This window comes from Mumia zhuanghuii (genome assembly GCF_042681565.1).
Classification (GTDB): domain Bacteria; phylum Actinomycetota; class Actinomycetes; order Propionibacteriales; family Nocardioidaceae; genus Mumia.
Genome location: NZ_JBHUFT010000008.1, coordinates 2061671 through 2085917 on the forward strand (window position 1 = coordinate 2061671; position 24247 = coordinate 2085917).

Below are 24247 nucleotides of genomic sequence, written 5' to 3' on the forward strand. Positions count from 1 at the left end.
GGCATGAGCCGTCCCCTGAAGATCGACGTGTGGTCCGACCTTGCCTGTCCGTGGTGCTTCCTCGGGAAGCGCCGACTCGAGGAGGGCGTGAAGCAGTACCGCGCGGAGGGAGGCGACCGCGAGGTCACGCTGGAGTTCCACTCGTACGAGCTCTCGCCCGACACGCCGGTCGACTTTGCGGGGTCGACAGTCGACTTCCTCGTGCAGCACAAGGGCATGGGCGAGGCGCAGGTCCGGCAGATGGTCGGTCGGATCACGGACCTCGGCACGCAGGAGGGGCTCGCGTACGACTTCGACGCCATCCAGCAGACCAGGACGCTCAAGGCGCACCAGGTGCTCCACCTCGCGAAGGCCGAGGACCTCCAGATGGCCCTGGTCGAGCGGCTGTTCACGGCGTACTTCGAGGAGGGCGCCCACCTCGGTCACGACGACGTGCTGGCCGACCTCGCCGCCGAGGTCGGGCTCGACCGTGACGGGGTGCTTCGCGCGCTCGACGAAGGAACGTACGCCGCTGCGGTCGACGCCGACCTCGCTCAAGCACGCGCGTACGGGATCAGCAGCGTGCCGTTCTTCGTCATCGAGGGGCGCTACGGGGTCTCAGGAGCGCAGGAGCCGGCGACCTTCGCGCAGGTCCTGGCGAAGGTCAGCGCCGAGGTCTGAGCAGCAGGACTGGCAGCTTCGGCCTCAGTCCGACAGGCTCGCGAGCCCGTCGAGGACGCGGGCGAGCTCGCCCGCCTGCCGTGCGGGGTCGAAGGCAGCCGCTCGAGCATCCTGATGTGGGTCTGAACCTGGTGTTCTTGCGCACGGGCCTGGCCACGTTCAAGCCCGAGGCGATCGCCGGCGCCGCCGGTCAGGGCACGCTGCTGGTGTTCGTCGTGAACGACCTCGACGCCGAGTTCGCGCGGATCGCCGCGCTCGGCGCCCGTGTCGTGACACCGCCGGAGACCGAGCCGTGGGGCGAGCGGTTCTGTCAGTTCGCCGACGACAACGGGTTGATCTGGCAGCTGGTGCGGTGGATGTCCGAGCCTGACGCCGCGCGACGGCGTCCTCGCCGCAGTAGGTCAGCGCTTCGGCTTCGGGGCCTTGCTGCGGACCAGGACGACCCGCGACGTCGATGATGCCTGATAGATGCTGCGACGCGTGACGACGCGGACCTTCTTGGGCTTCGCGTAGCGCCAGCGGACACGCCAGCTCGCGATGCCCGCGGCGTTCGTGACGCGCACCTTGCCGAGCGTGCGCCAGCGGCCCTTGTGCCGGACCTGCGCCTTGACCCGGATGCCCTGCGCCGTGAAGAGGCCGTACGGACGCGCGACCCGCACGGTCGTGGTGATCTTGAGGTGCTTGCGGAGCTTGGGGCGGCGGGTTGAGAGGCCCAGTGCCGTCGTCGACCGGGGCCGGATCAGCGTCAAGCCGGTGGTCGGCAGCGCGAGCGGCGCACGCGCGGCGTCGGCTGGCCACGTCACACGTGAGCGCACGGTGTATGCGCCCGGTCGCACTGTCCCGGCGCACAGCCGGAATGCGCCGGTGCCCGAGGCGCCCGCGCTCGCCGGGACCACCGCGCGGTCGACGCGGCGGCCGCCGGCCGTCACGAGATCGACCGTCAGCGTCCACCCCGTGCCGACGCCGCTGAGTGCGTACCGGAACGGATGGCTGAAGCAGTTCTTGAAGAGCGTCGCGCTGCGCGACGAGACCTGACCCGAGGCAGCCTGAGCGGGAGCGGACAGCCCCGTCATCACCAGCCCCGCCGTCAGGAGGAGCGTCACGGAGGCGAACAGCAGTCGTCGTACGGCCACCCTGTGACCCTACGCGAGCAGAGGGCCTTCGCCGATGTTTCGACGCGCGGCGGGTGATTCTCGCTCCGACGGCCGCCGAGCCGCTCACACGTGCTGGTCAACCTCGGCCCAGAACGCCTCACGAAGCTGCCACCGCGTCTCGGTCTGCAGCACCCGGTAGCGGTCGTCGCTGTGGGCGACCAGGTCGTTGAGGAGCGTCGAGTCGATGTCGCCGGGGATCGTCGGCCGGGTCGCGACGAGTGCGCGGACGTCGGCCTGCGTGGCGGAGTCCAGCCAGTTGCGCACCACCGTGCGGACCACCTCGGGGATCACCGCTCGGAGGTCGGCGTCGGGATCGGCTCCCGGTCCGCCACCGGAGTGCGCGGTCGAGCTGCTCCACGCGAGCGAGACCGCGGGCTGCGGGGAGGGCGTAGCCGAGGTGGTCGGCGCGGGGTGCAGGCGGGCGACGTCGGAGGGCGTCGGGATCCTCAGTCGCGGCGGAGCGGGAGCCTCCTCCTCAGTGACCACCTCCGCGACGGGGTCCGGCACCGGCACGGGCTCAGCGCGCTGGCGCGGCGACGGCGTGATCGCGGCGCGGATGGTCTCGAGCGGGATCCGGAGACGATCGTCCGCGACGCGTGCGAGGTTCATCGCCGTCGCGTGGACGCCGATGCGTGACTCGTCGTTGGGCACGTTGAACAGCGTGACCCGTACTCCGTAGTCCTGCGCCATGTCCACGGCCTCGGTCAGGTCGTCGTCGCCAGAGACCAGGAAGATCTCCGAGACCGCACCCTGGAGCGCGAGGTTGACGAGATCGAGGGCGATGCGGGTGTCGACGCCCTTCTGGGCGCCCTCGTTGTTGACGCGACCCAGCCGCAGCTTCACGTCGGGCAGGAGCGAGACGAGGTTGTGCTCCTCGGAGAGCGTGCGGGTGCCCAGCGCGTTCGCGGCGTCGTACCAGAAGACACGGAGAAGACGGGTGTCGGTGTGGTCGGCGGCGGACACCTTGATGCCGGTGACCAGGCGCTCCCAGCTCACCGCGATGGCGCGGCGCAGGGAGGTCCCGACGAGGATCTGCGCGGACGACGCGAGCAGGTATCCCGCGTCCACGAGGATGGCGTGACGATCGGACCGCGCGAGCCGGCTCATCCGGCCAGGCTAGTACGGCACCCTGAGGTGCACCGTCCAGCGACAATGAGCCGCGACGGCGCGTACGCTCGGGCACACCGCGGCTCGTCCGGGAGGTGGTTCGATGCCCGACCGTTGGCGGAGCCCCGTGCCCGACGACTGGCCCCGGCTCGTCGACGCCCACTGCCATCCGGTGCTGACCGGTGATCTCACCGACGAGGCGTTCGCCGGACTGATGGGTGCCGGTCAGGCTCTGGAGTCCATGTCCACGGTGGCGCTGCGCCGTTGGTGCGCGCCCGTGCTGGACCTCGACGCGCACGCCGCTCTGGACGCCTATCTCGCCCGACGTCGCGAGCTCGGTGCCGCCGAGGTCAACCGCAGGCTGCTGTCGCGCGCGGGCGTCGGCGACCTCGTGCTCGACGAGCCGGAGGGCACCGATCTTGAGGCGACGCTCACGGCCGCCGACGCGCGGGGGCACCGCGTCGTCCGCCTGGAGGACCTCGCCGCCGGTCTGCTGGCGCAGGTCGACCCTCCCGCTCTCGCCGATGCCGTACGGTCCGAGCTGTCTCGTACGGACGCCGTCGCCGCCGTCACTCTCGCGGGCGTCCGCTCTCCGTCCGTCGGGGGAGCCGCCAACGGGCCCATGCTGGGCGCTCGCCCGCTGGCGGACTCCTCGCTCGGCGACCTCGTCGGCACCACCGAACCCGAGGAACGGGCGGACGACCCGCGGTGGCACACGTGGCTCGCGTTCGCGGCGCTGGAGGCGGGCCTGCCGCTCCAGGTTCCACTCGGACACGTGCTGGCACCGGGGCGACCGATCTTCGGCGACCCTCTGGCGTTGCGCCCTTTCCTGGAGGCGACCGAGTCCCTCGGCGCCCCGGTCATCCTCATCAACTCGTACCCGCACCACGAGATCGCCGCCGTCCTCGCGCGGTCGTACGCACACGTCCATCTCGACATCGGGCGGGTGATGCGTGCAGGCGGCGACCTGTCAGCGCGCGTCGTCGCGGAGGTGCTGCTGGCCGCGCCGTTCGGGAGACTCGTCTACAGCTCGGACGGGTACGGCCTCGCCGAGCACCACTACCTCGCGGCCGTGCTCTTCCGTCGTGGGCTCGGAACGGTGCTGCACGACCTCGTCGTGCGTGACGAGATCGACAGGGCCACGTCCGATCGCCTCACCCGGGCCGTGAGCCGCGACAACGCCGTCCGGGCGTTCGGGCTCGGCGAGACCGACTGACGTCAGCTCAAGTAGCCCTCGACCTCATCGGCGGGGCGTACGGCTGCGTGGCCGGGATCCTCGCCGAACTCTTCCTTGGCACGTCGCTGACGCAGCAGGTCCCAGCACTGGTCGAGGCTGGTCTCGACCTGCCGGAGCCGGGCGAGCTCGGCCTCTGGGTCGGCCTCGCCGCGCTCTCTGCGCTCTCGTAGGGACTTCTCCTCCGCCACCAGCGAGGAGATCGTCGTAAGGATGTCCTGGTCGGTCGTCATAGGGATCTCCTGGTTGTCGGGTCCCTGTCCACGGTAGACCGAGGGCCACCGCCCAGGCGACCGCTAGGGTGTGGGGAGCCACGACGAAGGAGTGACGAGTGAGCGACTCATCGGCCCCGGGAGCGCCGGACGACGACCGCCCCGAGGGTGAGCCGGAGGCAGGCGCGCCGCAGAGCGACCAGCCGCAGCAGCCCGCCGACGCGAGCTGGGGCTACCCCGGTACGGACGCGCAGGCGCCCACCGACCAGCCGGTCTACGGCCAGGATCCCTATGCGCCGCAGCCGCCGCAGGTGCCTCCGTACGGCCAGGACCCGTACGCGCCGCAGCCCGGCTACGGCCAGCAGCAGCCGTACGGTCAGCCCGCCTACGGCCAGCAGCCCCCGTACGGTCAGCAGCCCTACGATCAGCAGCCCCCGTACGGCCAGCAGCCCTACGGCGCGTACGGTGCACCGGGCTACGGCTACGTCGATCCGCAGGCCAAGAGCAAGCTCGTCGCCGGGCTTCTCGGCATCTTCCTCGGCGGATTCGGCATCCACCGCTTCTATCTCGGCTACACCACCATCGGTGTCGTCCAGATCGTCGTGACGATCCTCACGTGCGGCCTCGGGGCGATCTGGGGATTCGTCGAGGGGATCCTCTACCTCGTCGGTGCCAACGGATGGAAGACGGACGCCGAGGGGCGTCCGCTCAAGGACTGAAGAGACACGGGACCGAGTTGCATCGAAGGAGGGCGCAGGTGAGGGCACGTCGGGTGACGGCGGCGTTGGCGGTGATGTTCACGGCGGGGCTGATCACGGGCTGCGGCGGAGCGGACGACCAGCAGTCGGGGTGCCTCGGCGACGCTGACGGCGGCACGGTCGTCGTCCAGGGCGCCAGCACGGTGATCGCGGAGAACGTCAACGCGGGCGTCGGGTCGATCGACGTCGACGTCGACACCGCGTCGGCGATCGTGACGCTGAGCGAGGGTGACGCCCCGGGCGCGGTGCGGTCGATCTCGGTGACGGTCGGCACCACGATCCCCGCTGCGGGCCAGGAGATGTCGGTGGTCCAGATCTGCCGAGGCTCCGTGACGATCGACGTCACCGGCTGAGTCGGCCCGTACGAAGGAGCCCCGAACCGCACTGCGGTACGGGGCTCCTTTCGTATGTCCAGAGGCAGACAGTCAGCCCTTGTCGCCGAACATGATCTCGTCCCACGACGGGACCCGACGCCGCTCGCGTCGCCGTGGCGCGCGCTTGCGCGGCTGCTCGTCGGCTCCGTCCACGTCGGCGTCGGCGTCGTCCTCGGACGCGTCGATCATGTCGGACGGGTCGGTCTCGTCGGATGCCGCCGCGCTCTGGCGGGCAGGGCGGGGATCACCTGAGCCGTCGCGCTCGCGCGGGGCGGCATCGGGCTCGGGCGGCGCCGCTGGGGGAGCGGACATGGTGGCGGCCTCGGCGGGTTCGTCCAGCTCGAGCGTCGGCTCCGGCTCCGTCACGCTGGGCAGGTCGTTGAGGGTGGGCTGCTCCTCGGTGCGTTCGCTCGCCTGGGCGGCGCGTCGTGCGCGCGCATGACGCAGCGAGGTGACCCGGGGGTCGGAGTCGAGCTCGACGACGTCGACCGGCCGCGACACGGCGTCGGCGATCGCCATCTCCGAGGAGTCCGATGCATCCGGCACGTCGCCGACCAGCTCGCGTGCGGCCTCGTCCGCGGCGAACGTGTAGCGTCCGGCGGGGTCGAACACGTAGTCGGCAGACACCGCACCGGCCCGGACACAGACGGTCCACCGAGCGTCGTCACGACGCCACGAGTCCCAATCGGCGGTCTGAGGATCGACGCCGCGGCTGCGCAGCGTGGTGTCGACGGACTCGCCCAACGTCAGGGCGTTCGACTGGGCGTGCTTGCGGCGCACGGTCGCCCCGCGGGCACGCTCAGCCATGTGCTCGCGCTCGGCGAGCACCGGGTGGGCGTAGCCCATGATGCGTTCCACCGGGAGCTTGGCTGCCTCTGCCACCTCCTCCGGCGACTCCCCACGGCGGATCCGAGCCTGGATGTCTCGCGGACGCAGTGCACTGTCCATCGCTATCTCCAACTGGCCGAGTCGTGCCCGGTCGTTCCTGAGGGTGGCGCGCAGACGGTCGTCGGCCGGGACGCGGAACAGCTCACCGACCGGGCCTCGCAGGACCACGTACCTCTGGTCCTCGCTCAGCCCCACCACGGTGAGGTCTCGCATCCTCGTCCCCTTCGTCATCGTGCCTCGTACCAGCCCCAGTCTCGGGTGCCGTCGGCCTCAATCCAAGCAAGCGCGCCGAGGGTGATCGTTCGGACCCCTCTCGCGGCGCTAGTTTCGTCCTGTGCTCTCCCATGCGCTCGTCGCCGCCGACCTCGTCGGCATCGCCGCGTTCGCCCTGTCCGGCGCTCTCGTCGCGGTCCGCAAGCCGCTCGACATCTTCGGGGTGCTCGTGCTCGCGGGTGCGACCGGGCTGGGGGGCGGGTTCCTGCGCGACGTCCTCATCGACGCGACGCCGCCGGCTGCGCTCATGGACTGGCGCTATCTGATGGTCCCGGTGCTCGCCGGGCTGGTCGCGTTCCGGTTCCATCCCGTGCTCGGTCGGGTCGAGCGGAAGATCGCGGTCTTCGACGCCGCCGGGATGGGGCTGTTCTGCGTGACCGGCGCCGCCAAGGCGCTCGAGTTCGGCCTCGAGCCGGTTGCGGCCGCGCTGATGGGCATGGTCACGGCCATCGGTGGCGGCGTGATCCGTGACCTTCTCGCGGGACGCGTCCCCGTGGTGCTGCGTGAGGAGCTGTACGCCTTCCCGGCGCTGCTGGGCGCCTCAGTGGCCGTCGCCGCGATCGAGTGGGAGCTGGCCGGCGTGTGGGTCCTCGTCCCTGGAGCGCTGCTGGCCTTCGGCTACCGGATGATCGCCCTACGCCGGGGCTGGCACGCCCCGCTCCCGCCGGGCATGGACGGCTACTGAACTGCACGCGAGCCACGGATGACCCACGATCCGGCCATCGCCAGCACGCCCGCTCCGAGGCAGACGGCGTAGCCCCAGGAGGGGGCGGCGTTGTCGACGACCCACCCCGACACGGCGGCGCCGGGTGCGACGCCCGTCGCCAGGCCGGTCGTGAACCATGCGATGCCCTCGGTGAGTCGCTCCTTAGGGACGCCCTGCTCGACGAGCCTGGTCGCCGCCACCATGCTCGGTGCGATCGCGAACCCGGAGACGAACAGCGCGGCGGCCACCAGGGGGAGCGAGGTCGTCAGGAGGAGGGGGACGATGCTGAGCGTGAGCACGGCGGCAGTGATCCGCAGCTGGCGGAGCGGGGTCACGGCCGGCGGGCGCGCGCCCACCAGGAAGCCGGCGATGAGGCTGCCTGCCGCCCAGACCGCGAGCAGGACTCCGGCGAGCTGCTTGTGGCCGGCATCCTCGGCCACCGCGACCGTCACGACCTCGGCGGCTCCGAACAGGATCCCGAAGCCGACGCCTGCGCCGACCAGCGGTGCGAGGAGTGCGATGGGCATGGCGCCCCGCCGGCTCTCGTGCTGGCGAGCACGGCCAGAGGGCGGTTCCGTGCGTCGCTGCACGGCGAGGGCGAGCGAGCCGCTGATGCCCGCGACGCCGGCGACGATGAGGCCGACGTACGGGTTGACCATGGTCGCGAGGAAGGTGACCACGACGGGACCGACGATGAAGACGACCTCGTCGAGCACGGCCTCCAGGGCGAAGGCCGTGGGGATCATCGACGGCTCGGCGTTGTGTGTCCACCGGGCACGGACCATCGACCCGGCCTGGGGGAGCGCCAGTCCGGCGAGCGCCGCGCACAGGTGAGGGACGGGAGTCGGAGCGTTCTGGTCGACCGCGAGGAGGCCGAGCGCCAGGCCCAGCCCGAACAGCGCGGCCGTTGCGGGAAGCACCCGGTGCTGGCCGAAGCGGTCGGTCAGCCGGCCCTGGAGCGGGGCCCCGACGGCGTTCGCGATCAGCGCGGCCGCGGAGATGGCGCCCGCCTCGCCGTACGAGCCGGTCTGCTCGGAGACGAGCAGCACGAGGCCGAGACCGAGCATCGAGATCGGGAGCCGGGCGACGAGTGCTGCCGAGCTGAAGGCCGGCGCTCCCGGAATCACGAGGATCCGGCGGTACGTGTCGAGCAACGGCATTCCTGGCGACGGATGTGGCGGAGGAGACTCCTCCGGGCGCCCCGACGGGGTCACCCCTGCAGCGTATCGCCAGGGTTGGAAGGATGGCCGACATGGATCGACCCGTCCCCGACACCCGTCCGTACGACGCGTTCCTGCTGGTCTCCTTCGGGGGGCCGGAGCAGCCTGACGACGTCGTCCCGTTCCTCGAGAACGTCACCCGCGGGCGCGGCATCCCGCGCGAGCGGCTCGTGGAGGTGGGAGAGCACTACTTCTCGTTCGGTGGACGTTCGCCGATCAACGACCAGAATCGCGACCTGCTCGCCGTCCTCCAGCTCGAGCTGCGCACCCACGGCATCGACCTGCCGATCTACTGGGGCAACCGCAACTGGGATCCCTACCTCGCGGACACGCTCGCGCAGATGCGCGACGACGGCGTGGAGCGGGCCGTGTGCCTGTTCACGAGCGCGTACACGTCGTACTCCGGCTGCCGCCAGTATCGCGAGAACCTGTACGACGCGACCGCCGCAGTCGGCGAGGACGCGCCGCGGCTCGACCGGATCCGCCACTACTTCAACCACCCGGGGTTCGTCGCCCCGTTCGTCGACGGCACCGTGGGGGCGCTCGACCGGCTCGGCGACGAGGGCTACGACGCTGCGGCCACCCGGCTGGTGTTCGTCACCCACTCGATCCCGGACGCGATGAACGAGGCGAGCGGGCGCTTCACCACCGGCGAGGCGCTCGTCGGTGGTGCCGCCTACGTGCGCGAGCACCGCGACGTCGCCGCGCAGGTCGCCTCCGCCGTCGCCGAGCGCACCGGCGTCGAGCGGGCGTACGACCTCGTGTACTGCTCCCGCTCGGGCTCGCCGCACGTGCCGTGGCTCGAGCCGGACGTCAACGACCACCTCGAGCAGCTCACCGCGGAGGGCGTCGCGTCGGTGGTCCTGATCCCGATCGGCTTCGTGTCGGACCACATGGAGGTCATCTACGACCTCGACACGGAGGCGAAGGAGACCGCGGAGCGGCTCGGACTCGGCTTCGCGAGGGTCCCGACTCCCGGGGTGGATCCGCGGTTCGTCGCCGCGATCCGTGAGCTGGTCGTCGAGCGGGCTGCGGCCGCACGTGGCGAAGAGCCTGTGCAGCCCGTCGTCGGCGAGCTCCCGCCGAGCTGGAACGTGTGTCCCGCCGGGTGCTGTGCCAACCTCCGGGACCCCGAGCGGCCGGCGCTGCTGGGGGAGAAGACCCCGTGACCGGTCGTCCCGACCCAGAGGCGCTGGGGACGCTGGCGCTGAGGACCGCGCGAGCTGCCGCTGCGTTCGTACGCGAGCGCCGACCGGCCGGCAGAGTCGACGTCGCGGCCACGAAGTCGAGTCCGACCGACCCCGTCACGGAGATCGACCGCGCGACCGAGCAGCTCGTACGGTCGATGATCCTCGCCGAGCGGCCCGACGACGCCTTCCTGGGAGAGGAGGGCGGGGAGAGCCTCGTGGGCTCCACCGGTGTGCGGTGGGTCGTCGACCCGATCGACGGCACCGTCAACTTCATCTACGGGCTCCCGCAGTACGCCGTCGCCATCGCTGCCGAGGTCGACGGTGTCGTCGAGGCAGGGTGCGTCGTGGACGTTGCAGCGGGCCACGAGTTCACCGCCGTGCGAGGAAACGGCTCGTTCTGGCGGGAGAGCCCGTCGCGCGAGGCGGTCAGGCTGCAGTCGGTCGGCCCTGCTGCGACCTCTCAGGCCCTCGTCGCGACCGGGTTCAACTACGTGCCCGAGGTGCGGGCACGGCAAGCACAGGCAGTAGCGCGGATGCTGCTCGATGTACGTGATATCCGTCGCACCGGATCGGCCGCGCTCGACCTCTGCGCGCTTGCCGCGGGCCATCTCGACGCGTACGTCGAGCAGGGTCTGGCACCATGGGACCTGGCCGCAGGGGGCCTGATCGCAAGGGAGGCCGGGGTTATCGTGACCGGACTCGACGGTCCCCCGGACGAACGACTGGTCGTCGCCGCACCGGAAGCGTTTGCGGAGGAATTTTTGCGGCTCGTACGCGCTTGTGGCTTCTGAAGTTGGGTCGTGCCGATCTGTGTGGCACAATCTGCGCGCCTGAAGGTTATGGAAATGGGATGAGCCCGCCCCTCGGGGGCCGGGTGCGAGACGTCAAGAGGAGGGTTCATGGCGACCGACTACGACGCTCCTCGGAAGACCGAAGAAGAGCAGTCGGAAGACAGCATCGAGGAGCTCAAGGCTCGTCGGCACGAGAAGAACTCCGGCAAGGTCGATGAGGACGAGGTCGAAGCGGCCGAGTCTTTCGAGCTGCCCGGAGCCGATCTGTCGCACGAGGAACTCTCGGTCCAGGTGCTTCCTAGGCAGCTGGACGAGTTCACATGCACGTCGTGCTTCCTGGTGCATCACCGCAGTCAGCTCGCCCGTGAGAAGGGCAAGCAGCTGATCTGCGTGGACTGCGCTTAATCAGGTTCAACGACGACGCCCCCGAACCGTCTGACGGTCGGGGGCGTCGTCGTGTCCTGGTGGGACGGACGGTCAGGTCTTGGGGTGCTTGAACCCCGGAGGCAGGTCGCCGGTCGACTTCACCCAGTAGGCGACCGCCTGGCGGTTGAGGACCACCTTGATCAGGCCGGCGCTCGCACCAGCCAGCACTGCCCACGCCACCGCCTCGCGGGTCGCCATGCCCGGATCGCGCGAGGCGTCGGCGCTGGGCGGCCGGTGGCCTGTGGCGGCCCTCCAGACGAGTGCGGCGGCCTGGGTCGCGATGACACCGGCCGCGATCGTCGAGGTGCGGTCGATCAGTCGCCACGCCGCCTTGCTGGGCCGCTTCTGCTTCGGCTTCTTCGCCGTCGTGCCCGCCGCCGGCTTCTTTGCGCTGCGCGCCACGCTCACCCGTCCTTTCGTCGTCGAGGTGCGGAGGCCCGCACAGCCGAAACGGTAGCGCCTCCGGCAGCCGACGCGCGGGCGGTCACGTCCGGCGGGTACGGAGATGGTCGCCGAGATGGCCGACGTAGACCCTGCGGGTCGGCCCGGACGTGTCGTCGTAGAAGTAGAGCCGGGGGGTGGGCCTGCCGCCGCCGAGCTGGATGCGGATGTGGGGGCCGAAGAAGGCCTTCCCGGACGGCGCGACCTCACGGGGGAGCGTGAAGGTACGGGGTTCGCGGAAGTGCGGGGTGTCCTTGATGAGCTGGGACTCGCCCGCGGCCACGTGCTTGGGGGAGATCGTCGGGCGCGGATGATCCTCGACGTACGCCCGAAGGCTGGGCGCTGTCGCGGTGCCGCCGGCCTTGGCGGCGGCGTACTCCTCGAGGAGCGTGAGGGCCTCCCACGAGCGCTGACGCCAGCGTGGTGATTTGGCGTGCTCGTCGATCGCCGCCGCGCGGACCTCGAGGTCGTCGGCGAGGTCAACGTGCTTCAGCGTGCGGCGCGCGGCGGCCAGCAGGTCGGCGAACGTCGCGAACTCCGGAGGAGGAGGAGGAGGGACGCGCGGCGCCGCCTCCGGCTCTCGCGAGACAGGGGCGGCCGCTGGAGGGCCCACATGGGCCGCTGGCGCCGCCTTCTGCTGCTCTGTGCGGGCGACGAGGGTCTCGAGCTGGCGGATGCGGCGGCGGGCCGTGTGCAGCTCGTTGTCGAGGCGATCTGCTCGGGAGGTCTGACGCTCGATCTCGCGTCGCAGCGCGAGCTCCTCGGGGTCGTCCTCGTCCGCAAGCAGGTTGCGGAGCTTGTCGGCGGCATTGGTGGCGAGCGCCATCTGGACCTCGGTGCCCAGCTCGACCACGGCGCAGGCGATCACGCGGGCGAGCCGCCGAGGGTCTTCTCGGAGGGGGAAATGGGTGGCGATCTCGCGTGCCCGGTGTTCGTGGGCTGTGCGGGCGACCACGGCCCCACCAGCGCGCGGCAGGGCGAGCCCGTACGCGCCCAGGACGCAGGTGACGGCGTCACGGACGCGCTCGGGGACGACGAGGATCGGAACGACCGGGCGCGCCGCAGCGGGCACGGCCTTCTCGACGAGCCGTACGACAGTGTCCTCGGTCGTCTCGGCGCTGACGAAGATCACGACGGACGGGAGCTCGACGGACCACCATCTCTCGAGCACCGCGATCGGGGGGCCGAGCAGGTCGATGACCTGCGAGGTGGGCCCGATCGGTTGGCCGAACTGGCCTGACAGCCGCTCACGCGGCAGTCGCGCGGCCGAGAGGACGTCAGACCCCAGCGCGCCCGCGCGCATCGGCGACAACCCGACGAAGAGGGTGAGGATCTCGCGCCCGTCGCCGTCGCGTCCGATCGGATAGGGGAGGACGAGGCAGCGCTGGGACTGGGCGAAGTGGACCCGCATCAAGCTCTCGGAGCGCAGCCCGACCGACTGGTTCTGGGTGTGCGACACCACGGTGTCGACCTCGTCCCTCGACTCTGCGAACATGCGATCGACGAACGCGGGCCAGTCGTCGCGCTGCATGAGGACCAGTCCGCCTCCGAATCCCTCCACGGCTGCTCCTCGGTCCCACGATCGGTCGTGTCAGTCCGCACAACCTAATCTCCGTGGGGGGGCCTGAGAAGGTTTTCCGCAGCCTTCGGCGAGAATCGCCCTCAGGTCGTTATCTAGCCGCGGGCGCGTCGCGCGAGGAGGGCATCGGCGAGCTCGTGCGGGTGACGGGTGCCGATGAGCCAGTAGGGCGTCGGGTCGCGGGGATCGACGACCTCGATGCGGACCGCCGTGGTGATGTACGGCCGGATCAGGAAGAACGCGCGTGCGTCGGCCTGCGGGCCGTGCAGCGCGCGGGTCTGGGCGGCGTCGAGGACAGTCACCTCGCCGCAGTGCACGAGCGGGATGCGCGCCGAACCGGCGCGCAGGTGCACGTTGGACACCTCGACCGCGGCGCTGCCGTACTGCACGAGCCCAAACCCGATGGCCACCGCGGCGAGGAGCGCCGCAGCGAGCGCCACCCACGCGGGAGTGGCGAGGGCGAAGATCCACCAGACCATGAAGGCGAGGCCGACGGCGCCGAGCCACCACGACGCTGGGACGCTCAGGTGCTCGCGGTACGACGGCACATCGGCGTCACGGGTCATGCGACAAGGTTGCCATGCGGGTAAGGGTGCCCTGACCGGTAGGGTCGTGCGACATGGTCGAGGTCATGCTCACACGTCTGGACGACGGTGTCCCGCTCCCGTCGTACGCCCATCCCGACGACGCGGGGGCGGATCTCTGCACGACGGTCGACGTGAGGCTCCAGCCGGGTGAGCGGGCGCTCGTCCCGACCGGGATCGCCGTCGCGCTGCCGTCGGGCTACGTCGCTCTCGTGCACCCGCGCTCGGGTCTCGCAGCCCGCTGCGGGCTCTCGATCGTCAACGCTCCCGGCACCGTCGACGCGGGGTACCGTGGCGAGATCAAGGTGTGCCTTATCAACCTCGACCGGACGGAGCCGATCGTCCTCTCGAGGGGCGACCGGATCGCCCAGCTGGTGCTTCAGCGAGTCGAACGCGCCGACTTCCGCGTCGTCGACGCCCTCCCGCCGTCCGTGCGTGGCGACGGGGGGTACGGTTCGACGGGTGGTTTCGCCGTGACGCAGGCCACCTGATCGAGAGGCACGGCGCTGTCGAGCCACGGGACACGAGGACGAGAGGAGCGCGGTGATGTTCGGTCGTCGCAAGAAGGACCACGACGAGACGGCTGCGGAGGCCACGGAGCCCGAGACCGGGGCCGCGGATGCTCCGCAGGCGGGCGAGGACCAGGGCAGCGCTGCGGCGCCGTACGACCGGTCCCAAGGTCCGTGGGACGCCTCCGAGCGTGAGATCCCCGAGGACGACCCGACGTTCGTCGATGTCGGTGCCCTGATCGTGCACGGACGCGTCGGGCTCGACCTGCAGATCCCCACCGACCCCGAGACGGGGGTCGCCACCTCCGTGGTCGCGCTTGCCGAGGAGAGCGCGGTCGAGCTGCGCGCCTTCGCCGCGCCGCGTGGCGGCGGCCTGTGGGCGGAGATCCGCCCCGAGATCATCGCCGAGGTCGAGCGCGTGGGCGGCAAGGTCGAAGAGGTCGACTCGACGTTCGGACGCGAGCTGCGCGTCGAGGTGCCGGTCCAGGCCCCGGACGGTCGTCAGGGCGTTCAGGCGAGCCGTATCATCGGCGTCGACGGGCCCCGGTGGCTGCTGCGCGCGACCTTCATGGGCAAGCTGGGCTCGTCCTCGGACCCCGACAGCGTCCTCGAGCAGGCGGTCCGCGACGTCGTCGTCGTCCGTGGCTCGACCCCGATGCCGCCGCGCGAGCAGATCCCCGTCGTCGTGCCCGCCGGTGCCGTGCGCGCCGAGCAGCCGACGACTGAGGCCTGATCTACCGCTGGTGACGTCCCGGCGGCCTAGGCTGGACGCATGACGAGGCAGTCCTCATGACGAGCGCGGGAGCGGTGACCCGGATGTGGAGTCGTGCCCGTGACCGCATGTCCGGCCTCACCGAGCGTGCGGACGACGAAGCGCTGCGGCGTGGCGCGCTGACGGCAGGCTGCCGTCCGGTCTGCGATCAGCGGGCCGGCGACGTCGTCACGGTGCACGGTGAGCTTCGCGCCGTGACCCTCCGCCCGCGGACAGGCGCACGTGCGCTCGAGGCGACGCTGTACGACGGCACCGGCGCGCTGACGCTGATCTGGCTCGGGCGCAGCCGCATCGCCGGCATCGAGGCCGGCCGCGCCCTCACCGCCACGGGCCGTCTCGGGCTTCGCGACGGCGATCGTGTGATCTACAACCCCCGATACGAGCTGAGTCGATGAGCGAGAGCACCCCGTCCCCGCAAGACCCCGCGCCGCAGGGGGGCCCCGCGACGACGGTCACCGTCGAGCAGGTCGTTCGTTCCCAGCTCGCCAAGGCGCTCGGCGGCGTCCGCGGGATGCTCGAGGCCGCGGTCCCGACGATCGGCTTCACGGTGAGCTGGATCGTCACGCGCGACCTCAAGCTGGCGCTGTGGATCAGCGGCAGCCTCGCCGTCGCGCTGCTGGCCGTCCGCCTCGTCCAGCGCAGCACGACGCAGTTCGTCCTCAACTCGCTCTTCGGGATCGCGATCGCCGCCGTCTTCGCGCTGCGCTCGGGCGAGGCCCGTGACGCGTTCCTGCCCGGCCTCATCTACAACGGCGGCTATGCCGTGCTGCTCGTGTTCACGGTGCTCATCGGCTGGCCGATCGTCGGCTTCATCGTCGGCAGCGTCACGGGCGACCCCACGGCGTGGCACCGCGACAAGGCCCTCGTACGGCTCTGCTCGCGGTTGACGCTGATCCTCGCCCTGCCGTGCGTGCTGCGTGTCCTCGTCCAGTACCCGCTGTGGGCGGCGGACGAGGTCGGGCTGCTCGGCACGGCAAAGGTCGTCATGGGGTGGCCACTGCAGATCGCGACCCTCGCCGGCATGGTGTACCTGCTCGGTCGCAACCACACGCCCGTCTCCGACCCGGAGGCCGCCGGCCGCCTGCTCTCGCGCGAGGCACTTGAGATCCAGCCGAAGGTGCAGCCGCGCGACTGAGCGGACGTCATACGTCTGGAGGTACGGGGCCCTCGTCCGGGATGACGTCAGAGTGCGTCTGGCGAGTCCGGGTCAGCGTGGTGCTCGACCGGCGCGAGCAGGTGCTGGAGCGCCTCCTCGGAATCCTCCGGGGCCACGAACAGCAGCTCGTCGCCGGCCTCGAGGGAACGGTCGGGCTCGGGCACCTGGATGCCGTTGTGGCGCAGGATCGCCACGAGGACCACGTCGCGCGGCCACCGGACGTCGCTGACCCGGACGCTCACCAGGGGTGAGTCCGCCGGCAGCGTGAGCTCGACCAGGTTGGCGTGCGAGCCGCGCAGCGAGAACAGGCGAACGAGGTCGCCGACCGTCACCGCCTCCTCGACCAGTGCCGACATGATGCGTGGCGTCGACACCGAGACGTCGACGCCCCACGCGTCGCTGAACAGCCACTCGTTGTCGGGGTGGTTCACCCGGGCGACCGTACGACCGACGCCGAACTCGGTCTTGGCCAGCAGCGAGACGACAAGGTTGGCCTTGTCGTCGCCGGTCGCGGCGATCACGACGTCGAAGAGTTCGAGGCGCGCGACGTCGAGCGCGGAGAGCTCGCACGCATCGGCGAGGAGCCAGTCAGCGCCGGGCACGGTGTCGGAGCGGATCGCGCGCGGGTTGCGGTCGATGAGGAGCACGCCGTGGCCGTTCTCCAAGAGCTCGGCGGCGATGGAGCGGCCAACCGCGCCCGCACCGGCGATGGCGACCTTCATGCGTCCTCCTCGCGGGGACCTTCGGACAGCGTGCTGAAGACGGTCTCGGAGTCGCTGATGAGCGAGAAGAGGTGGAGCACGTCACCGTCCTGGAGCACCATCTGCGCATCGGGGATCTCGGCGGTGCCGTAGCGGGAGATGCTCGCCACCCGCCCTCGTGTGGCCGCTTCGAGGGCGCTGACCGTACGCCCCACCCAGGCCTCAGGGACGGAGACCTGGTCGGCGCGGACCTTGCCGGACGGGTCGGTGTAGACCACCGAGCTGTGTCCGGCGGGGAGGAGCTTGCGGAGCACCTGGTCGGCGGCCCAGGTCACGGTCGCGACCGTGGGGACGCCGAGACGCTCGAACACCTCGGCGCGGCCCGGGTCGTAGATGCGTGCGACGACCGTGTCGACGCCGAACTGCTCGCGCGCGACCCGCGCCGAGATGATGTTGGAGTTGTCGCCCGACGAGACCGCGGCGAAGGCGCCAGCCCGCTCGATGCCCGCCCGGCGCTGGATGTCCCGGTCGAACCCGAGACCGGTCACCGTCATCCCTGCGAAAGAGGGGCCGAGACGGCGGAAGGCATCGGGGTCGCTGTCGATGACGGCCACGGAGTGACCGCGCGACTCGAGACGGTGCGCGAGGGTCGATCCGACCCGTCCGCATCCCATGATCACGACATGCACGCGATGACGCTACACCGCTGACGGTGGTGGCGAGGGCGGAGTGGACGCGGCGGGTCTACCATCCTCGGGTGGGAATGGCCGAGCTGGGCAAGCGCGTGTTCCTCGGACGCAAGCTGCGCAGCACGCAGCTCGACGAGACGTTGCTCCCGAAGCGCATCGCGCTTCCAGTTTTCGCGAGCGATGCGCTCTCGTCCGTGGCGTACGCGCCCGACGAGATCTTCCTCGTGCTGTCGATGGGCGGCCTGTCCGCGTACGCGTTCAACTGGAAGATCGGCCTCGCCGTCGCGGTCGTGATGTTGACGGTGGTGGCGTCATACCGGCAGAACGTCCGCGCCTACCCCAGTGGCGGTGGCGACTACGAGGTCGCCACGGTCAACCTCGGGCCCCGCGCGGGCGTGACCGTCGCCTCCGCGCTGATGGTCGACTACGTGCTGACGGTCGCGGTGTCGATCTCGTCGGGCGTCCAGAACGCGACGGCCGCGCTGCCGTGGCTCAACGGGCACGAGGCGCTGGCGGCCTCCGCGCTCGTGCTGCTGCTGATCGCGGCCAACCTGCGGGGGCTTCGCGAGTCCGGTGCCGCGTTCGCGATCCCGTCATACCTGTTCATGTTCTGCATTCTCGGCATGGCCGTGTGGGGCTTCGTGAGGTACGCGTGGGGAGATCTCCCGAAGGTGGCAAGCGGCGACCTCGATCTCGTCGCGGAGGAGCCGTACACGGGTGCCGTCTCGGCGATCGCGATGACGTTCCTCGTCGCGCGGGCCTTCTCGTCGGGCTGCGCCGCGCTGACCGGCGTCGAGGCGATCAGCAACGGTGTCCCGGCGTTCCGGCGCCCCAAGAGCAAGAACGCCGCCACGACGCTCGCCCTCCTAGGCATCATCTCGGTGACGATGCTCACGAGCATCATCGTTCTGGCCGACCTCACCCATCTGCGGTTCGCGGAGGATCCGGCCACGCAGCTGACCCGTGACGGCGTGCCGGTCGGCGACGACTACGTGCAGGACACCGTCATCGGGCAGCTCGCGGCTGCGGTCTACGACAACGTGCCCGTGCTCTTCTACCTCACCGTCGCGACCACCGGCATCATCCTCGTCCTGGCGGCCAACACGGCGTTCAACGGCTTCCCCGTGCTCGGATCGGTGCTCGCGCGCGACGGCCATCTGCCACGCCAGCTCGACACCCGCGGCGACCGTCTCGCGTTCAGCAACGGCATCGTCCTCCTCGGTCTCGCGGCGGTCGTGCTGATCCTCGCGTTCGACGCCGAGGTGACCAGACTCATCCAGCTCTACATCGTCGGCGTGTTCGTCTCGTTCACGCTCAGCCAGCTCGGGATGATCCGGCACTGGGGAAGGCTGCTGCGCGCGGAGCCCGACCCGGCCGAGCGTGGACGGATGAAGCGCTCCCGGGCGGTCAACCTGTTCGGTCTCGCGATGACCGCGACGGTCCTGGTGATCGTCTTCGTCACGAAGTTCCTCGCCGGTGCCTGGATCGCGATCACCGCGATGGTCGTGCTCTATCTCCTCATGCGTGCGATCCGACGGCACTACGACCTGGTGGCCGACGAGCTGGCGGTCGACGACTCCGACACGACGCTCCCATCCCGGGTGCACGCGATCGTGCTCGTCGGGCGGCTCCACAAGCCGGTCATGCGGGCGCTCGCGTACGCGCGGGTCTCGAGGCCCGACACGCTCGAGGCGCTCACGGTCGACCTCGACCGCGCGTCCACGGCTCAGCTGACCAAGCAGTGGGACGACCTGGGCATCCCGGTGCCGCTGGTGGTCGTCGGCTCGCCATACCGCGAGCTGGTCCGGCCGGTCATCAAGTACGTCAAGGAGCTGCGGCGCCAGAGTCCGCGCGACATCGTGATGGTCTACGTCCCCGAGTACGTCGTCGGCCGCTGGTACGAGCAGGTCCTGCACAACCAGACGGCGCTGCGGCTGAAGGGGCGGCTGCTGTTCACGCCCGGCGTGCTCGTCACGAGCGTCCCGTATCAGCTGCAGTCGGCCAAGCGTCGCGGTCCCGAGCGGGTACGCCCGGTCCCCGGCGAGGTGCGGCAGGGGCGGACCGTCAGCGACCGCCGCGACTCCTGACGGAGGCCGTACGGCACCCTTGAGGGATGCAGTCACCTACGGACGAACGTCGCGACCTCGCTGGCACCCGGATGGAGCTCGAGGTGGGTGCCGTCGCTCACGGGGGGCACTGCGTGGCGCGGTGGGACGGCCAGGTCGTCTTCGTCCGTCACACGCTCCCTGGCGAGCGGGTGGTCGCCGAGATCACCGAGGGACGCGAGGGTGACCGCTTCCTCCGTGCCGATGCCGTCGAGGTCCTCGACGCGGCGCCTGGTCGGGTCGAGCCGCGCTGCCCTGTCGCCCGTCCCGGAGGGTGCGGGGGATGCGACTTCCAGCACGCCTCCCTGGCCACGCAGCGCGAGCTCCTCGGCTCGGTGGTCCGCGAGCAGCTGTCGCGGCTGGCCGGGATCGACCGGGAGGTGACCGTACGCCCGCCGCTCGGCGAGGCGGCACGCGACGGTCTCGGATGGCGCACGCGGGTGACCTTTGCGGCGACCGAGGACGGCACGCTCGGGCTGCGGCGCCACCGCTCGCACGCGATCGTGCCGCTCGACGACTGCCCTATCGCGTCGCGCGACCTCCCGAACGTCCTGTCCGTCCGCTGGCCCGCCTCGCGGGTGACGGCGGTGGCCGGCTCCGACGGCGACGCGCTCGCAGCCGCGTACGACGTGACAGGGGGGCTTCCAGCGGTGGAGGCCACCGGTGTGCTCGCCGACGGCGCCACGGTCCACGGGCGCGGCTGGGTGCGTGAGGTTGTCGGCGATCGCGGCTTCCGCGTCGGGGGCGCCGGCTTCTGGCAGGTCCACCCCGACGCCGCGACCACGCTCGTCGACGCCGTGATGCGGGCGGCCGCGCCGAAGCCGGGGGAGCGGGTCGCCGACCTGTACGCCGGCGTCGGACTGTTCTCCGCGTTCCTCGGCGAGGCTGTGGGGACGGACGGGGTGGTCGTCAGCGTCGAGGGTGACGCGCAGGCCTCGCGCGACGCCCGCCGCAACCTGCACGACCTCCCTCAGGCCAGGATCGTCACCGGTGACGTGGCCCGTGTGCTGGCGCGCGGAGAGGCGGGGGAGCAGTGCGACGTGGTCGTCCTCGACCCGCCCCGTACGGGGGCGCGTGCGAAGGTCGTGCGGGCGATCGCGGCGCTGCGCCCGCGCAGGGTCGTCTACGTCGCGTGCGACCCGGCGGCGCTGGCGCGCGACGTCAAGACGTTCGCCGAGCTCGGCTACACCCTCGGCGACCTCGAGGCGTACGCGCTGTTCCCGATGACGCATCACGTCGAGTGCGTGGCGACGCTGGACCTCGCGCCCTGACCCCGAGGTGACTCCGCCTCGCGAGACACTTCACCGGTGACGTACGCCGATCCCCTGCACTGCCCGAGCTGTGGCGCGCCTGCGGCCGGGGTGGAACGCTGCCCGAGGTGCGGTGTCCAGCTGCGAGGAGAGCGCCCGCTGCGCCTGCTCGGCCTTCTCGCGGAGGCCGACCGCGTGCTGGCGGAGATGCGGGCGGAGGCGGCCGCCACGGCGGCGCGGCCGGCGGGTCCGAGCGTGCCCTCGTGGTCGCCATCGGCCGCGGGCCCGGCCGCGGAGGCGCCGCAGCAGCCGTCGTCGTACGGGGCCCAGCAGCCGCCGCCGTGGTCGCCGCGCCACCCGGCGTACAGAGCGTCGTCGCCGCGCCACACCTGGTCGGTGGGCGGCACCCTCCTCGCCCTCGGCTCGCTGTGCCTGGTGGTCGCAGGGTTCGTGTTCGTCGCGGTGGGGTGGGGGAGCCTCGGCCTGACCGGCCGGACCCTCGTCCTCGTCGCCCTCACGACGGCCGTGGCCGGTGCCGCTGCGTGGGTCACCACGCGACGTCTGCGGGCGTCCGCCGAGGCGCTGTGGACGGTCTGCGGGCTCCTCGCCGCCGTCGACGTCGGTGCCGGGGTGCGTGCCGGCGTCCTCGACCTGGACACCCTCGACGCGGACCTGCTGATCCTCGGCTTCTCCGCCGTGCTCGCCGTGGCCAGCCTCGGCGTCGCGCTCTGGGCACGACAGTGGCTCCGACGCGTCGTGGCGGCCGAGGTCGGGTTGGTGATCGGGCTGGTCACGGGCACGGTCGCCGCGCTGGTCGTCCTTCCCGTCGACCTGCGGTGGACCCTCACGGCGGCGTCGGCGGGCCTCGTGCTCGCGACCCTCGGCCTCGTACGCCTCCGGCTGACGGTCGCGGCGTGGGCCGTCGGGCTGTGCGCCGCGGGCGCGGTTCCGGGCAGTGCCGCCGTCCTCGTCACCGCCGTCGCGATCTCCGACGGGGCCGCAACCCGCTGGACCCGCGGCGACGCGCCCGCGCTGCTGCTCCTCGGTGCGGTGACGGCGGGCCTGGCCGCGCTCGTGGCCCGGACGCTCGAGGCGCGGGCGCTGACTGCACCTGCCACGCTTGCCCGTGCTTTCGGCGGGTTCGGCGCCGCGCTGTGCCTGGTCGTGGTCGCGCTCCTCGGACGTGGCGTGCCGGTGGAGGTGGCCACGCTGACGTGGGTCCTCGTCCCTCTCGCGACCGCTGGGGTCGGTGCGCGCCTGTCGCCGCCCGGGTGGGCGACCGGCGTCCGCGCCACGCTCGTCCCTGCCGCGCTTCCTCTCGTGGGTGCGCTGCTCGCCACCGGGGGTGCGGCCGGTCTGGCGGTGGCGGAGTCGTGGCTGCCGGGCTGGGACGACGACGTCGCTCTCCGGTTCACCACGGAATGGGGCGATCCGGTGTGGCTGGTCGCCTGCACATGGCTCGGGGCGGCGGCCGTCGTGGCGGTCGTCGCGTGCTGGAGGGCAGCGGCGCGCGCGCCGGCGATCCGTACGACCTCGTGGGTCGTGGTCGCGCTGCTGAGCGCCGGAGGGGTCGTCGTGGTCGGGGTGCTCCTCGAGGCGCCGGTCCTGGTGGTGGCGTTGAGTGCGCTCGGGGTCGCGGGAGCGGCGGGGGCGACGTGGCTGGTCCGAGGCTCCGGTGACCTCGCGGTGGCCGCGGCCTGCACCGCACCGCCGGCCGCGGTCGTCGCCGTGCTCCTCCCGATCGGTTCCGCGCCGGCGGCGGCGACGGTGTGGTGCGCGGTCGCGATGGTGGCCGCGCTGGTGACGGTCGCCGCGCTGTCCGACGGGCGCCGCGATGCCGCAGCCGTCGCCGCGGGTTCGGCCGCCGCCCTCGGCGTCGCGGGGGTGCTCGCCTGGGTCGACGTCTCCGGCGCCGGGCTCCGCACAGGCGCGCTGGTCGCCAGCGGGCTGGTCGTCGCGCTCCTCGCGTCAGCGTCGGTGCCCACCCTGCCGCGTTCGTTGCGGGTGCCGTGGGAGATCGTCGCCGGCGGAACCGCCTGCCTCGCGCTGGTCGAGGCACTCGATGCGAGCCTCGGATGGTTCAGCCTGTGCCTGACCGTCCTCGGCGTCGCGGTGACCGTCGCCGGCATCCTGCGGTACGACCGCAGGCCATACATGGTGCTCGGCACGGTCCTCCTCGGCACGGCGTACGTGACGCGCCTGGCTGCCTCGGACGTGGACATCGTCGAGGCGTACACGCTGCCGTTCGGGCTGCTGCTCCTCGCTGCAGGGCTGCTGCGCATGCGGCACCAGCGCGGTCAGAGCTCTGCGGCGCTGCTGCCCGGACTCGGCCTCGCCCTCCTCCCGAGCCTGCCGGCGACGCTCGACGACCCGGCCTCCGTCCGTGGCCTGCTGCTGGCCGCTGCGGGGATCGGTCTCCTCGCGGTCGGCACCGTCGTCCGCCAGAAGGCGCCGTTCGTCGTCGGCGCCACCCTGACGACCCTGCTGGTGGTGCGTTGGGCAGGGCCGTTCGTCGGCGACCTGCCCCGGTGGATCCCGCTCGGGGCCGTCGGTCTCGCGCTGGTGCTGGCGGGGGCCACGTGGGAGGCACGCGTGCGCGACGCGCGCGCCGTCGTCGCATACGTCCGTACGCTGCGCTGAGGCGGACGGGCCATTGCCGCGAGCACTGCGCGCGTGCTTGGATGTCGGCACCGTCAGCGGGTGAGGGAGCAGGAATGCAGATCATCGAGCTCACGCACGACCATGCTGGCGACATCGTCACCTGGAGCTATCCGGAGCCCAACGGCTGCTACGACCTCACCGGGATGGACCCGCGCCATTTCACCGACCTCTCGCACGGATTCTGGGCGCTGATCGAGGGGGAGCGGCTGATCGGCTATCGCTGCTACGGGCCGACGGCGCGGGTGCTCGGGTTCGACTACGACGACGAGGCGCTCGACATCGCCGGCGGGCTGCGCCCCGAGCTGACCGGGCAGGGTCTCGGCCACTCGGCGATCGCGACGGGGCTCGCCTTCGGGGCCGAGCGGTTCGCTCCGCAGCGGTTCCGCGTGACGGTCGCGGAGTTCAACGTCCGCGCCCTCAAGGTCGTCGACACCCTCGGGTTCGCCGCCGTCGACAAGTTCGAGTCGCCCGCAGACGGTCGCCGGTACGTGGTCCTCGTCCGCGACGCCTGACCTCCCCGCGGCCCGCACTTTCCGTGGGGGCCAACGCAGAGTTGCGCCCCCACCGGAACATCGAGGTGGGGCCAGACGTCTGCGTTGGCCCCCACGGAAAATGGTGGCGCGCGCTGGGAGGGCTCGGACCGGAGCGAGAAGTTTGATAACGTTTATCTTGACATCGAGATACATGCTGCGAGAGCGGCTGAGTAAGGCGAGCCTGATCGCGCGGGCCCCATTCGACCGCGCGACGATAGAGGGCGGATGCCGCGCGGAGCGCGCACGGCGATCGCGGGCTCCGGCAGGACGGAAC

27 protein-coding genes are annotated in these 24247 nt (G+C 71.6%); 17 read left to right on the forward strand and 10 right to left on the reverse strand.

All coding sequences use genetic code 11. The features are described 5' to 3' along the window. Positions 1 to 3: 3 nt before the first annotated feature. Positions 4 to 660, forward strand: a complete 657-nt coding sequence (locus ACFSDF_RS18345) for a DsbA family oxidoreductase (RefSeq protein WP_167003128.1) — start codon at positions 4 to 6, stop codon at positions 658 to 660. Between the two features lie 116 nt (positions 661 to 776). Continuing rightward, positions 777 to 1118, forward strand: coding sequence for a VOC family protein (locus ACFSDF_RS18350; protein ID WP_208322344.1), 342 nt, complete (start codon positions 777 to 779; stop codon positions 1116 to 1118). Here ACFSDF_RS18350 and ACFSDF_RS18355 read toward each other — a convergent pair. Both ACFSDF_RS18355 and ACFSDF_RS18360 read right to left on the reverse strand, forming a co-directional pair. Then, a complete protein-coding gene (locus tag ACFSDF_RS18355) occupies positions 1062 to 1793 on the reverse strand; it encodes a hypothetical protein (RefSeq protein ID WP_167003126.1) in 732 nt (243 codons plus the stop codon). The genes ACFSDF_RS18350 and ACFSDF_RS18355 overlap by 57 nt on opposite strands. Before the next feature lie 84 nt (positions 1794 to 1877). Then, positions 1878 to 2921 carry an NYN domain-containing protein gene (locus tag ACFSDF_RS18360; protein WP_167003124.1) on the reverse strand — a complete coding sequence of 348 codons (1044 nt, stop codon included), beginning with the start codon at positions 2919 to 2921 and terminating at the stop codon, positions 1878 to 1880. A 103-nt stretch (positions 2922 to 3024) separates the two neighbouring features. Between ACFSDF_RS18360 and ACFSDF_RS18365 the strand changes: the two genes are divergently transcribed. Next, positions 3025 to 4137 (forward strand): amidohydrolase, encoded by a 1113-nt coding sequence (locus ACFSDF_RS18365; RefSeq protein WP_167003122.1) that lies wholly within the window; start codon positions 3025 to 3027, stop codon positions 4135 to 4137. Between the two features lie 2 nt (positions 4138 to 4139). Here ACFSDF_RS18365 and ACFSDF_RS18370 read toward each other — a convergent pair whose 3' ends face one another. Further along, the gene (locus tag ACFSDF_RS18370; RefSeq protein WP_167003120.1) at positions 4140 to 4388 is read right to left on the reverse strand and encodes a DUF2630 family protein; all 249 of its coding nucleotides are present in this window, start codon (positions 4386 to 4388) and stop codon (positions 4140 to 4142) included. Positions 4389 to 4486: 98 nt separating this feature from the next. On the opposite strand from ACFSDF_RS18370, the gene ACFSDF_RS18375 reads away from it, so the two are divergent. Beyond that, positions 4487 to 5086 carry a TM2 domain-containing protein gene (locus ACFSDF_RS18375; RefSeq protein ID WP_167003118.1) on the forward strand — a complete coding sequence of 200 codons (600 nt, stop codon included), beginning with the start codon at positions 4487 to 4489 and terminating at the stop codon, positions 5084 to 5086. A 38-nt stretch (positions 5087 to 5124) separates the two neighbouring features. Further along, complete coding sequence (locus ACFSDF_RS18380) at positions 5125 to 5478, forward strand: hypothetical protein (RefSeq protein ID WP_167003116.1); 354 nt, start codon at positions 5125 to 5127, stop codon at positions 5476 to 5478. A 72-nt stretch (positions 5479 to 5550) separates the two neighbouring features. Here the strand turns inward: ACFSDF_RS18380 and sepH are convergent, their stop codons facing one another. Then, positions 5551 to 6600 (reverse strand): septation protein SepH, encoded by a 1050-nt coding sequence (gene sepH, locus ACFSDF_RS18385; protein WP_167003114.1) that lies wholly within the window; start codon positions 6598 to 6600, stop codon positions 5551 to 5553. 121 nt (positions 6601 to 6721) lie between these two features. On the opposite strand from sepH, the gene ACFSDF_RS18390 reads away from it, so the two are divergent. Continuing rightward, positions 6722 to 7345: a trimeric intracellular cation channel family protein gene (locus tag ACFSDF_RS18390; RefSeq protein ID WP_167003112.1), complete on the forward strand. Its 624-nt coding sequence runs from the start codon at positions 6722 to 6724 to the stop codon at positions 7343 to 7345. Here the strand turns inward: ACFSDF_RS18390 and ACFSDF_RS18395 are convergent. Then, positions 7339 to 8580 carry an MFS transporter gene (locus ACFSDF_RS18395; RefSeq protein WP_377158660.1) on the reverse strand — a complete coding sequence of 414 codons (1242 nt, stop codon included), beginning with the start codon at positions 8578 to 8580 and terminating at the stop codon, positions 7339 to 7341. The two genes, ACFSDF_RS18390 and ACFSDF_RS18395, sit on opposite strands and share 7 nt — an antisense overlap. Before the next feature lie 38 nt (positions 8581 to 8618). Here ACFSDF_RS18395 and ACFSDF_RS18400 point away from each other — a divergent pair, with 38 nt between their 5' ends. The 3 genes from ACFSDF_RS18400 to ACFSDF_RS18410 all read left to right on the forward strand — a co-directional run bounded on the left by ACFSDF_RS18400 (position 8619) and on the right by ACFSDF_RS18410 (position 10972). Further along, positions 8619 to 9755, forward strand: a complete 1137-nt coding sequence (locus ACFSDF_RS18400) for a ferrochelatase (RefSeq protein ID WP_208322343.1) — start codon at positions 8619 to 8621, stop codon at positions 9753 to 9755. Then, positions 9752 to 10567 carry an inositol monophosphatase family protein gene (locus ACFSDF_RS18405; protein WP_167003106.1) on the forward strand — a complete coding sequence of 272 codons (816 nt, stop codon included), beginning with the start codon at positions 9752 to 9754 and terminating at the stop codon, positions 10565 to 10567. Before ACFSDF_RS18400 ends, ACFSDF_RS18405 begins: the two co-directional genes overlap by 4 nt. Positions 10568 to 10675: 108 nt before the next feature. Then, positions 10676 to 10972 (forward strand): DUF4193 domain-containing protein, encoded by a 297-nt coding sequence (locus tag ACFSDF_RS18410; protein WP_167003104.1) that lies wholly within the window; start codon positions 10676 to 10678, stop codon positions 10970 to 10972. Between the two features lie 72 nt (positions 10973 to 11044). Here the strand turns inward: ACFSDF_RS18410 and ACFSDF_RS18415 are convergent, their stop codons facing one another. From ACFSDF_RS18415 to ACFSDF_RS18425, 3 genes are all read right to left on the reverse strand, one after another. Then, the gene (locus ACFSDF_RS18415) at positions 11045 to 11395 is read right to left on the reverse strand and encodes a DUF4235 domain-containing protein (RefSeq protein WP_167003102.1); all 351 of its coding nucleotides are present in this window, start codon (positions 11393 to 11395) and stop codon (positions 11045 to 11047) included. A gap of 82 nt (positions 11396 to 11477) precedes the next feature. After that, complete coding sequence (locus ACFSDF_RS18420; protein WP_167003100.1) at positions 11478 to 12995, reverse strand: hypothetical protein; 1518 nt, start codon at positions 12993 to 12995, stop codon at positions 11478 to 11480. Between the two features lie 113 nt (positions 12996 to 13108). Continuing rightward, entirely contained in the window at positions 13109 to 13579 is a 471-nt protein-coding gene (locus ACFSDF_RS18425; RefSeq protein WP_208322342.1) for a DUF3093 domain-containing protein, read from the reverse strand. Between the two features lie 65 nt (positions 13580 to 13644). Here ACFSDF_RS18425 and dut point away from each other — a divergent pair, with 65 nt between their 5' ends. The 4 genes from dut to ACFSDF_RS18445 are packed head-to-tail and all read left to right on the forward strand — an operon-like array spanning position 13645 to position 16013. Beyond that, the gene (gene dut / locus ACFSDF_RS18430; RefSeq protein ID WP_243842949.1) at positions 13645 to 14088 is read left to right on the forward strand and encodes a dUTP diphosphatase; all 444 of its coding nucleotides are present in this window, start codon (positions 13645 to 13647) and stop codon (positions 14086 to 14088) included. Positions 14089 to 14143: 55 nt separating this feature from the next. Then, on the forward strand, positions 14144 to 14839 hold the full coding sequence (locus tag ACFSDF_RS18435; protein ID WP_167003096.1) for a DUF3710 domain-containing protein: 696 nt from the start codon (positions 14144 to 14146) through the stop codon (positions 14837 to 14839). Positions 14840 to 14895: 56 nt separating this feature from the next. Continuing rightward, positions 14896 to 15273: an OB-fold nucleic acid binding domain-containing protein gene (locus ACFSDF_RS18440; RefSeq protein WP_208322341.1), complete on the forward strand. Its 378-nt coding sequence runs from the start codon at positions 14896 to 14898 to the stop codon at positions 15271 to 15273. Then, positions 15270 to 16013 (forward strand): DUF3159 domain-containing protein, encoded by a 744-nt coding sequence (locus ACFSDF_RS18445; protein WP_167003094.1) that lies wholly within the window; start codon positions 15270 to 15272, stop codon positions 16011 to 16013. The genes ACFSDF_RS18440 and ACFSDF_RS18445 overlap by 4 nt, the downstream gene beginning before the upstream one ends. Before the next feature lie 47 nt (positions 16014 to 16060). Here ACFSDF_RS18445 and ACFSDF_RS18450 read toward each other — a convergent pair whose 3' ends face one another. Further along, a complete protein-coding gene (locus ACFSDF_RS18450; RefSeq protein WP_167003092.1) occupies positions 16061 to 16756 on the reverse strand; it encodes a potassium channel family protein in 696 nt (231 codons plus the stop codon). Further along, the gene (locus ACFSDF_RS18455) at positions 16753 to 17424 is read right to left on the reverse strand and encodes a potassium channel family protein (protein ID WP_167003090.1); all 672 of its coding nucleotides are present in this window, start codon (positions 17422 to 17424) and stop codon (positions 16753 to 16755) included. The genes ACFSDF_RS18450 and ACFSDF_RS18455 overlap by 4 nt, the downstream gene beginning before the upstream one ends. 74 nt (positions 17425 to 17498) lie before the next feature. Here ACFSDF_RS18455 and ACFSDF_RS18460 point away from each other — a divergent pair, with 74 nt between their 5' ends. From ACFSDF_RS18460 to ACFSDF_RS18475, 4 genes are all read left to right on the forward strand, one after another. Then, complete coding sequence (locus tag ACFSDF_RS18460) at positions 17499 to 19511, forward strand: APC family permease (RefSeq protein WP_167004828.1); 2013 nt, start codon at positions 17499 to 17501, stop codon at positions 19509 to 19511. A 26-nt stretch (positions 19512 to 19537) separates the two neighbouring features. Then, on the forward strand, positions 19538 to 20800 hold the full coding sequence (locus tag ACFSDF_RS18465; protein WP_167003088.1) for a class I SAM-dependent RNA methyltransferase: 1263 nt from the start codon (positions 19538 to 19540) through the stop codon (positions 20798 to 20800). 36 nt (positions 20801 to 20836) lie between these two features. Beyond that, positions 20837 to 23419 (forward strand): SCO7613 C-terminal domain-containing membrane protein, encoded by a 2583-nt coding sequence (locus ACFSDF_RS18470; protein ID WP_167003086.1) that lies wholly within the window; start codon positions 20837 to 20839, stop codon positions 23417 to 23419. A 74-nt stretch (positions 23420 to 23493) separates the two neighbouring features. After that, positions 23494 to 23952: a GNAT family N-acetyltransferase gene (locus tag ACFSDF_RS18475; protein ID WP_167003084.1), complete on the forward strand. Its 459-nt coding sequence runs from the start codon at positions 23494 to 23496 to the stop codon at positions 23950 to 23952. The last annotated feature ends 295 nt before the right edge of the window (positions 23953 to 24247 follow it).

Excerpts from the sequence above, each read along its gene's own strand:
- ACFSDF_RS18345 (WP_167003128.1), top strand. The coding sequence starts at position 4 with ATGAGCCGTCCCCTGAAGATCGACGTGTGGTCCGACCTTGCCTGTCCG.
- ACFSDF_RS18360 (WP_167003124.1), bottom strand. The coding sequence starts at position 2,921 with ATGAGCCGGCTCGCGCGGTCCGATCGTCACGCCATCCTCGTGGACGCG.
- ACFSDF_RS18365 (WP_167003122.1), top strand. The coding sequence starts at position 3,025 with ATGCCCGACCGTTGGCGGAGCCCCGTGCCCGACGACTGGCCCCGGCTC.
- ACFSDF_RS18370 (WP_167003120.1), bottom strand. The coding sequence starts at position 4,388 with ATGACGACCGACCAGGACATCCTTACGACGATCTCCTCGCTGGTGGCG.
- sepH (WP_167003114.1), bottom strand. The coding sequence starts at position 6,600 with ATGCGAGACCTCACCGTGGTGGGGCTGAGCGAGGACCAGAGGTACGTG.
- ACFSDF_RS18400 (WP_208322343.1), top strand. The coding sequence starts at position 8,619 with ATGGATCGACCCGTCCCCGACACCCGTCCGTACGACGCGTTCCTGCTG.
- ACFSDF_RS18410 (WP_167003104.1), top strand. The coding sequence starts at position 10,676 with ATGGCGACCGACTACGACGCTCCTCGGAAGACCGAAGAAGAGCAGTCG.
- ACFSDF_RS18425 (WP_208322342.1), bottom strand. The coding sequence starts at position 13,579 with ATGACCCGTGACGCCGATGTGCCGTCGTACCGCGAGCACCTGAGCGTC.
- dut (WP_243842949.1), top strand. The coding sequence starts at position 13,645 with ATGCTCACACGTCTGGACGACGGTGTCCCGCTCCCGTCGTACGCCCAT.
- ACFSDF_RS18435 (WP_167003096.1), top strand. The coding sequence starts at position 14,144 with ATGTTCGGTCGTCGCAAGAAGGACCACGACGAGACGGCTGCGGAGGCC.
- ACFSDF_RS18440 (WP_208322341.1), top strand. The coding sequence starts at position 14,896 with ATGACGAGCGCGGGAGCGGTGACCCGGATGTGGAGTCGTGCCCGTGAC.
- ACFSDF_RS18445 (WP_167003094.1), top strand. The coding sequence starts at position 15,270 with ATGAGCGAGAGCACCCCGTCCCCGCAAGACCCCGCGCCGCAGGGGGGC.
- ACFSDF_RS18450 (WP_167003092.1), bottom strand. The coding sequence starts at position 16,756 with ATGAAGGTCGCCATCGCCGGTGCGGGCGCGGTTGGCCGCTCCATCGCC.
- ACFSDF_RS18460 (WP_167004828.1), top strand. The coding sequence starts at position 17,499 with ATGGCCGAGCTGGGCAAGCGCGTGTTCCTCGGACGCAAGCTGCGCAGC.
- ACFSDF_RS18465 (WP_167003088.1), top strand. The coding sequence starts at position 19,538 with ATGCAGTCACCTACGGACGAACGTCGCGACCTCGCTGGCACCCGGATG.
- ACFSDF_RS18475 (WP_167003084.1), top strand. The coding sequence starts at position 23,494 with ATGCAGATCATCGAGCTCACGCACGACCATGCTGGCGACATCGTCACC.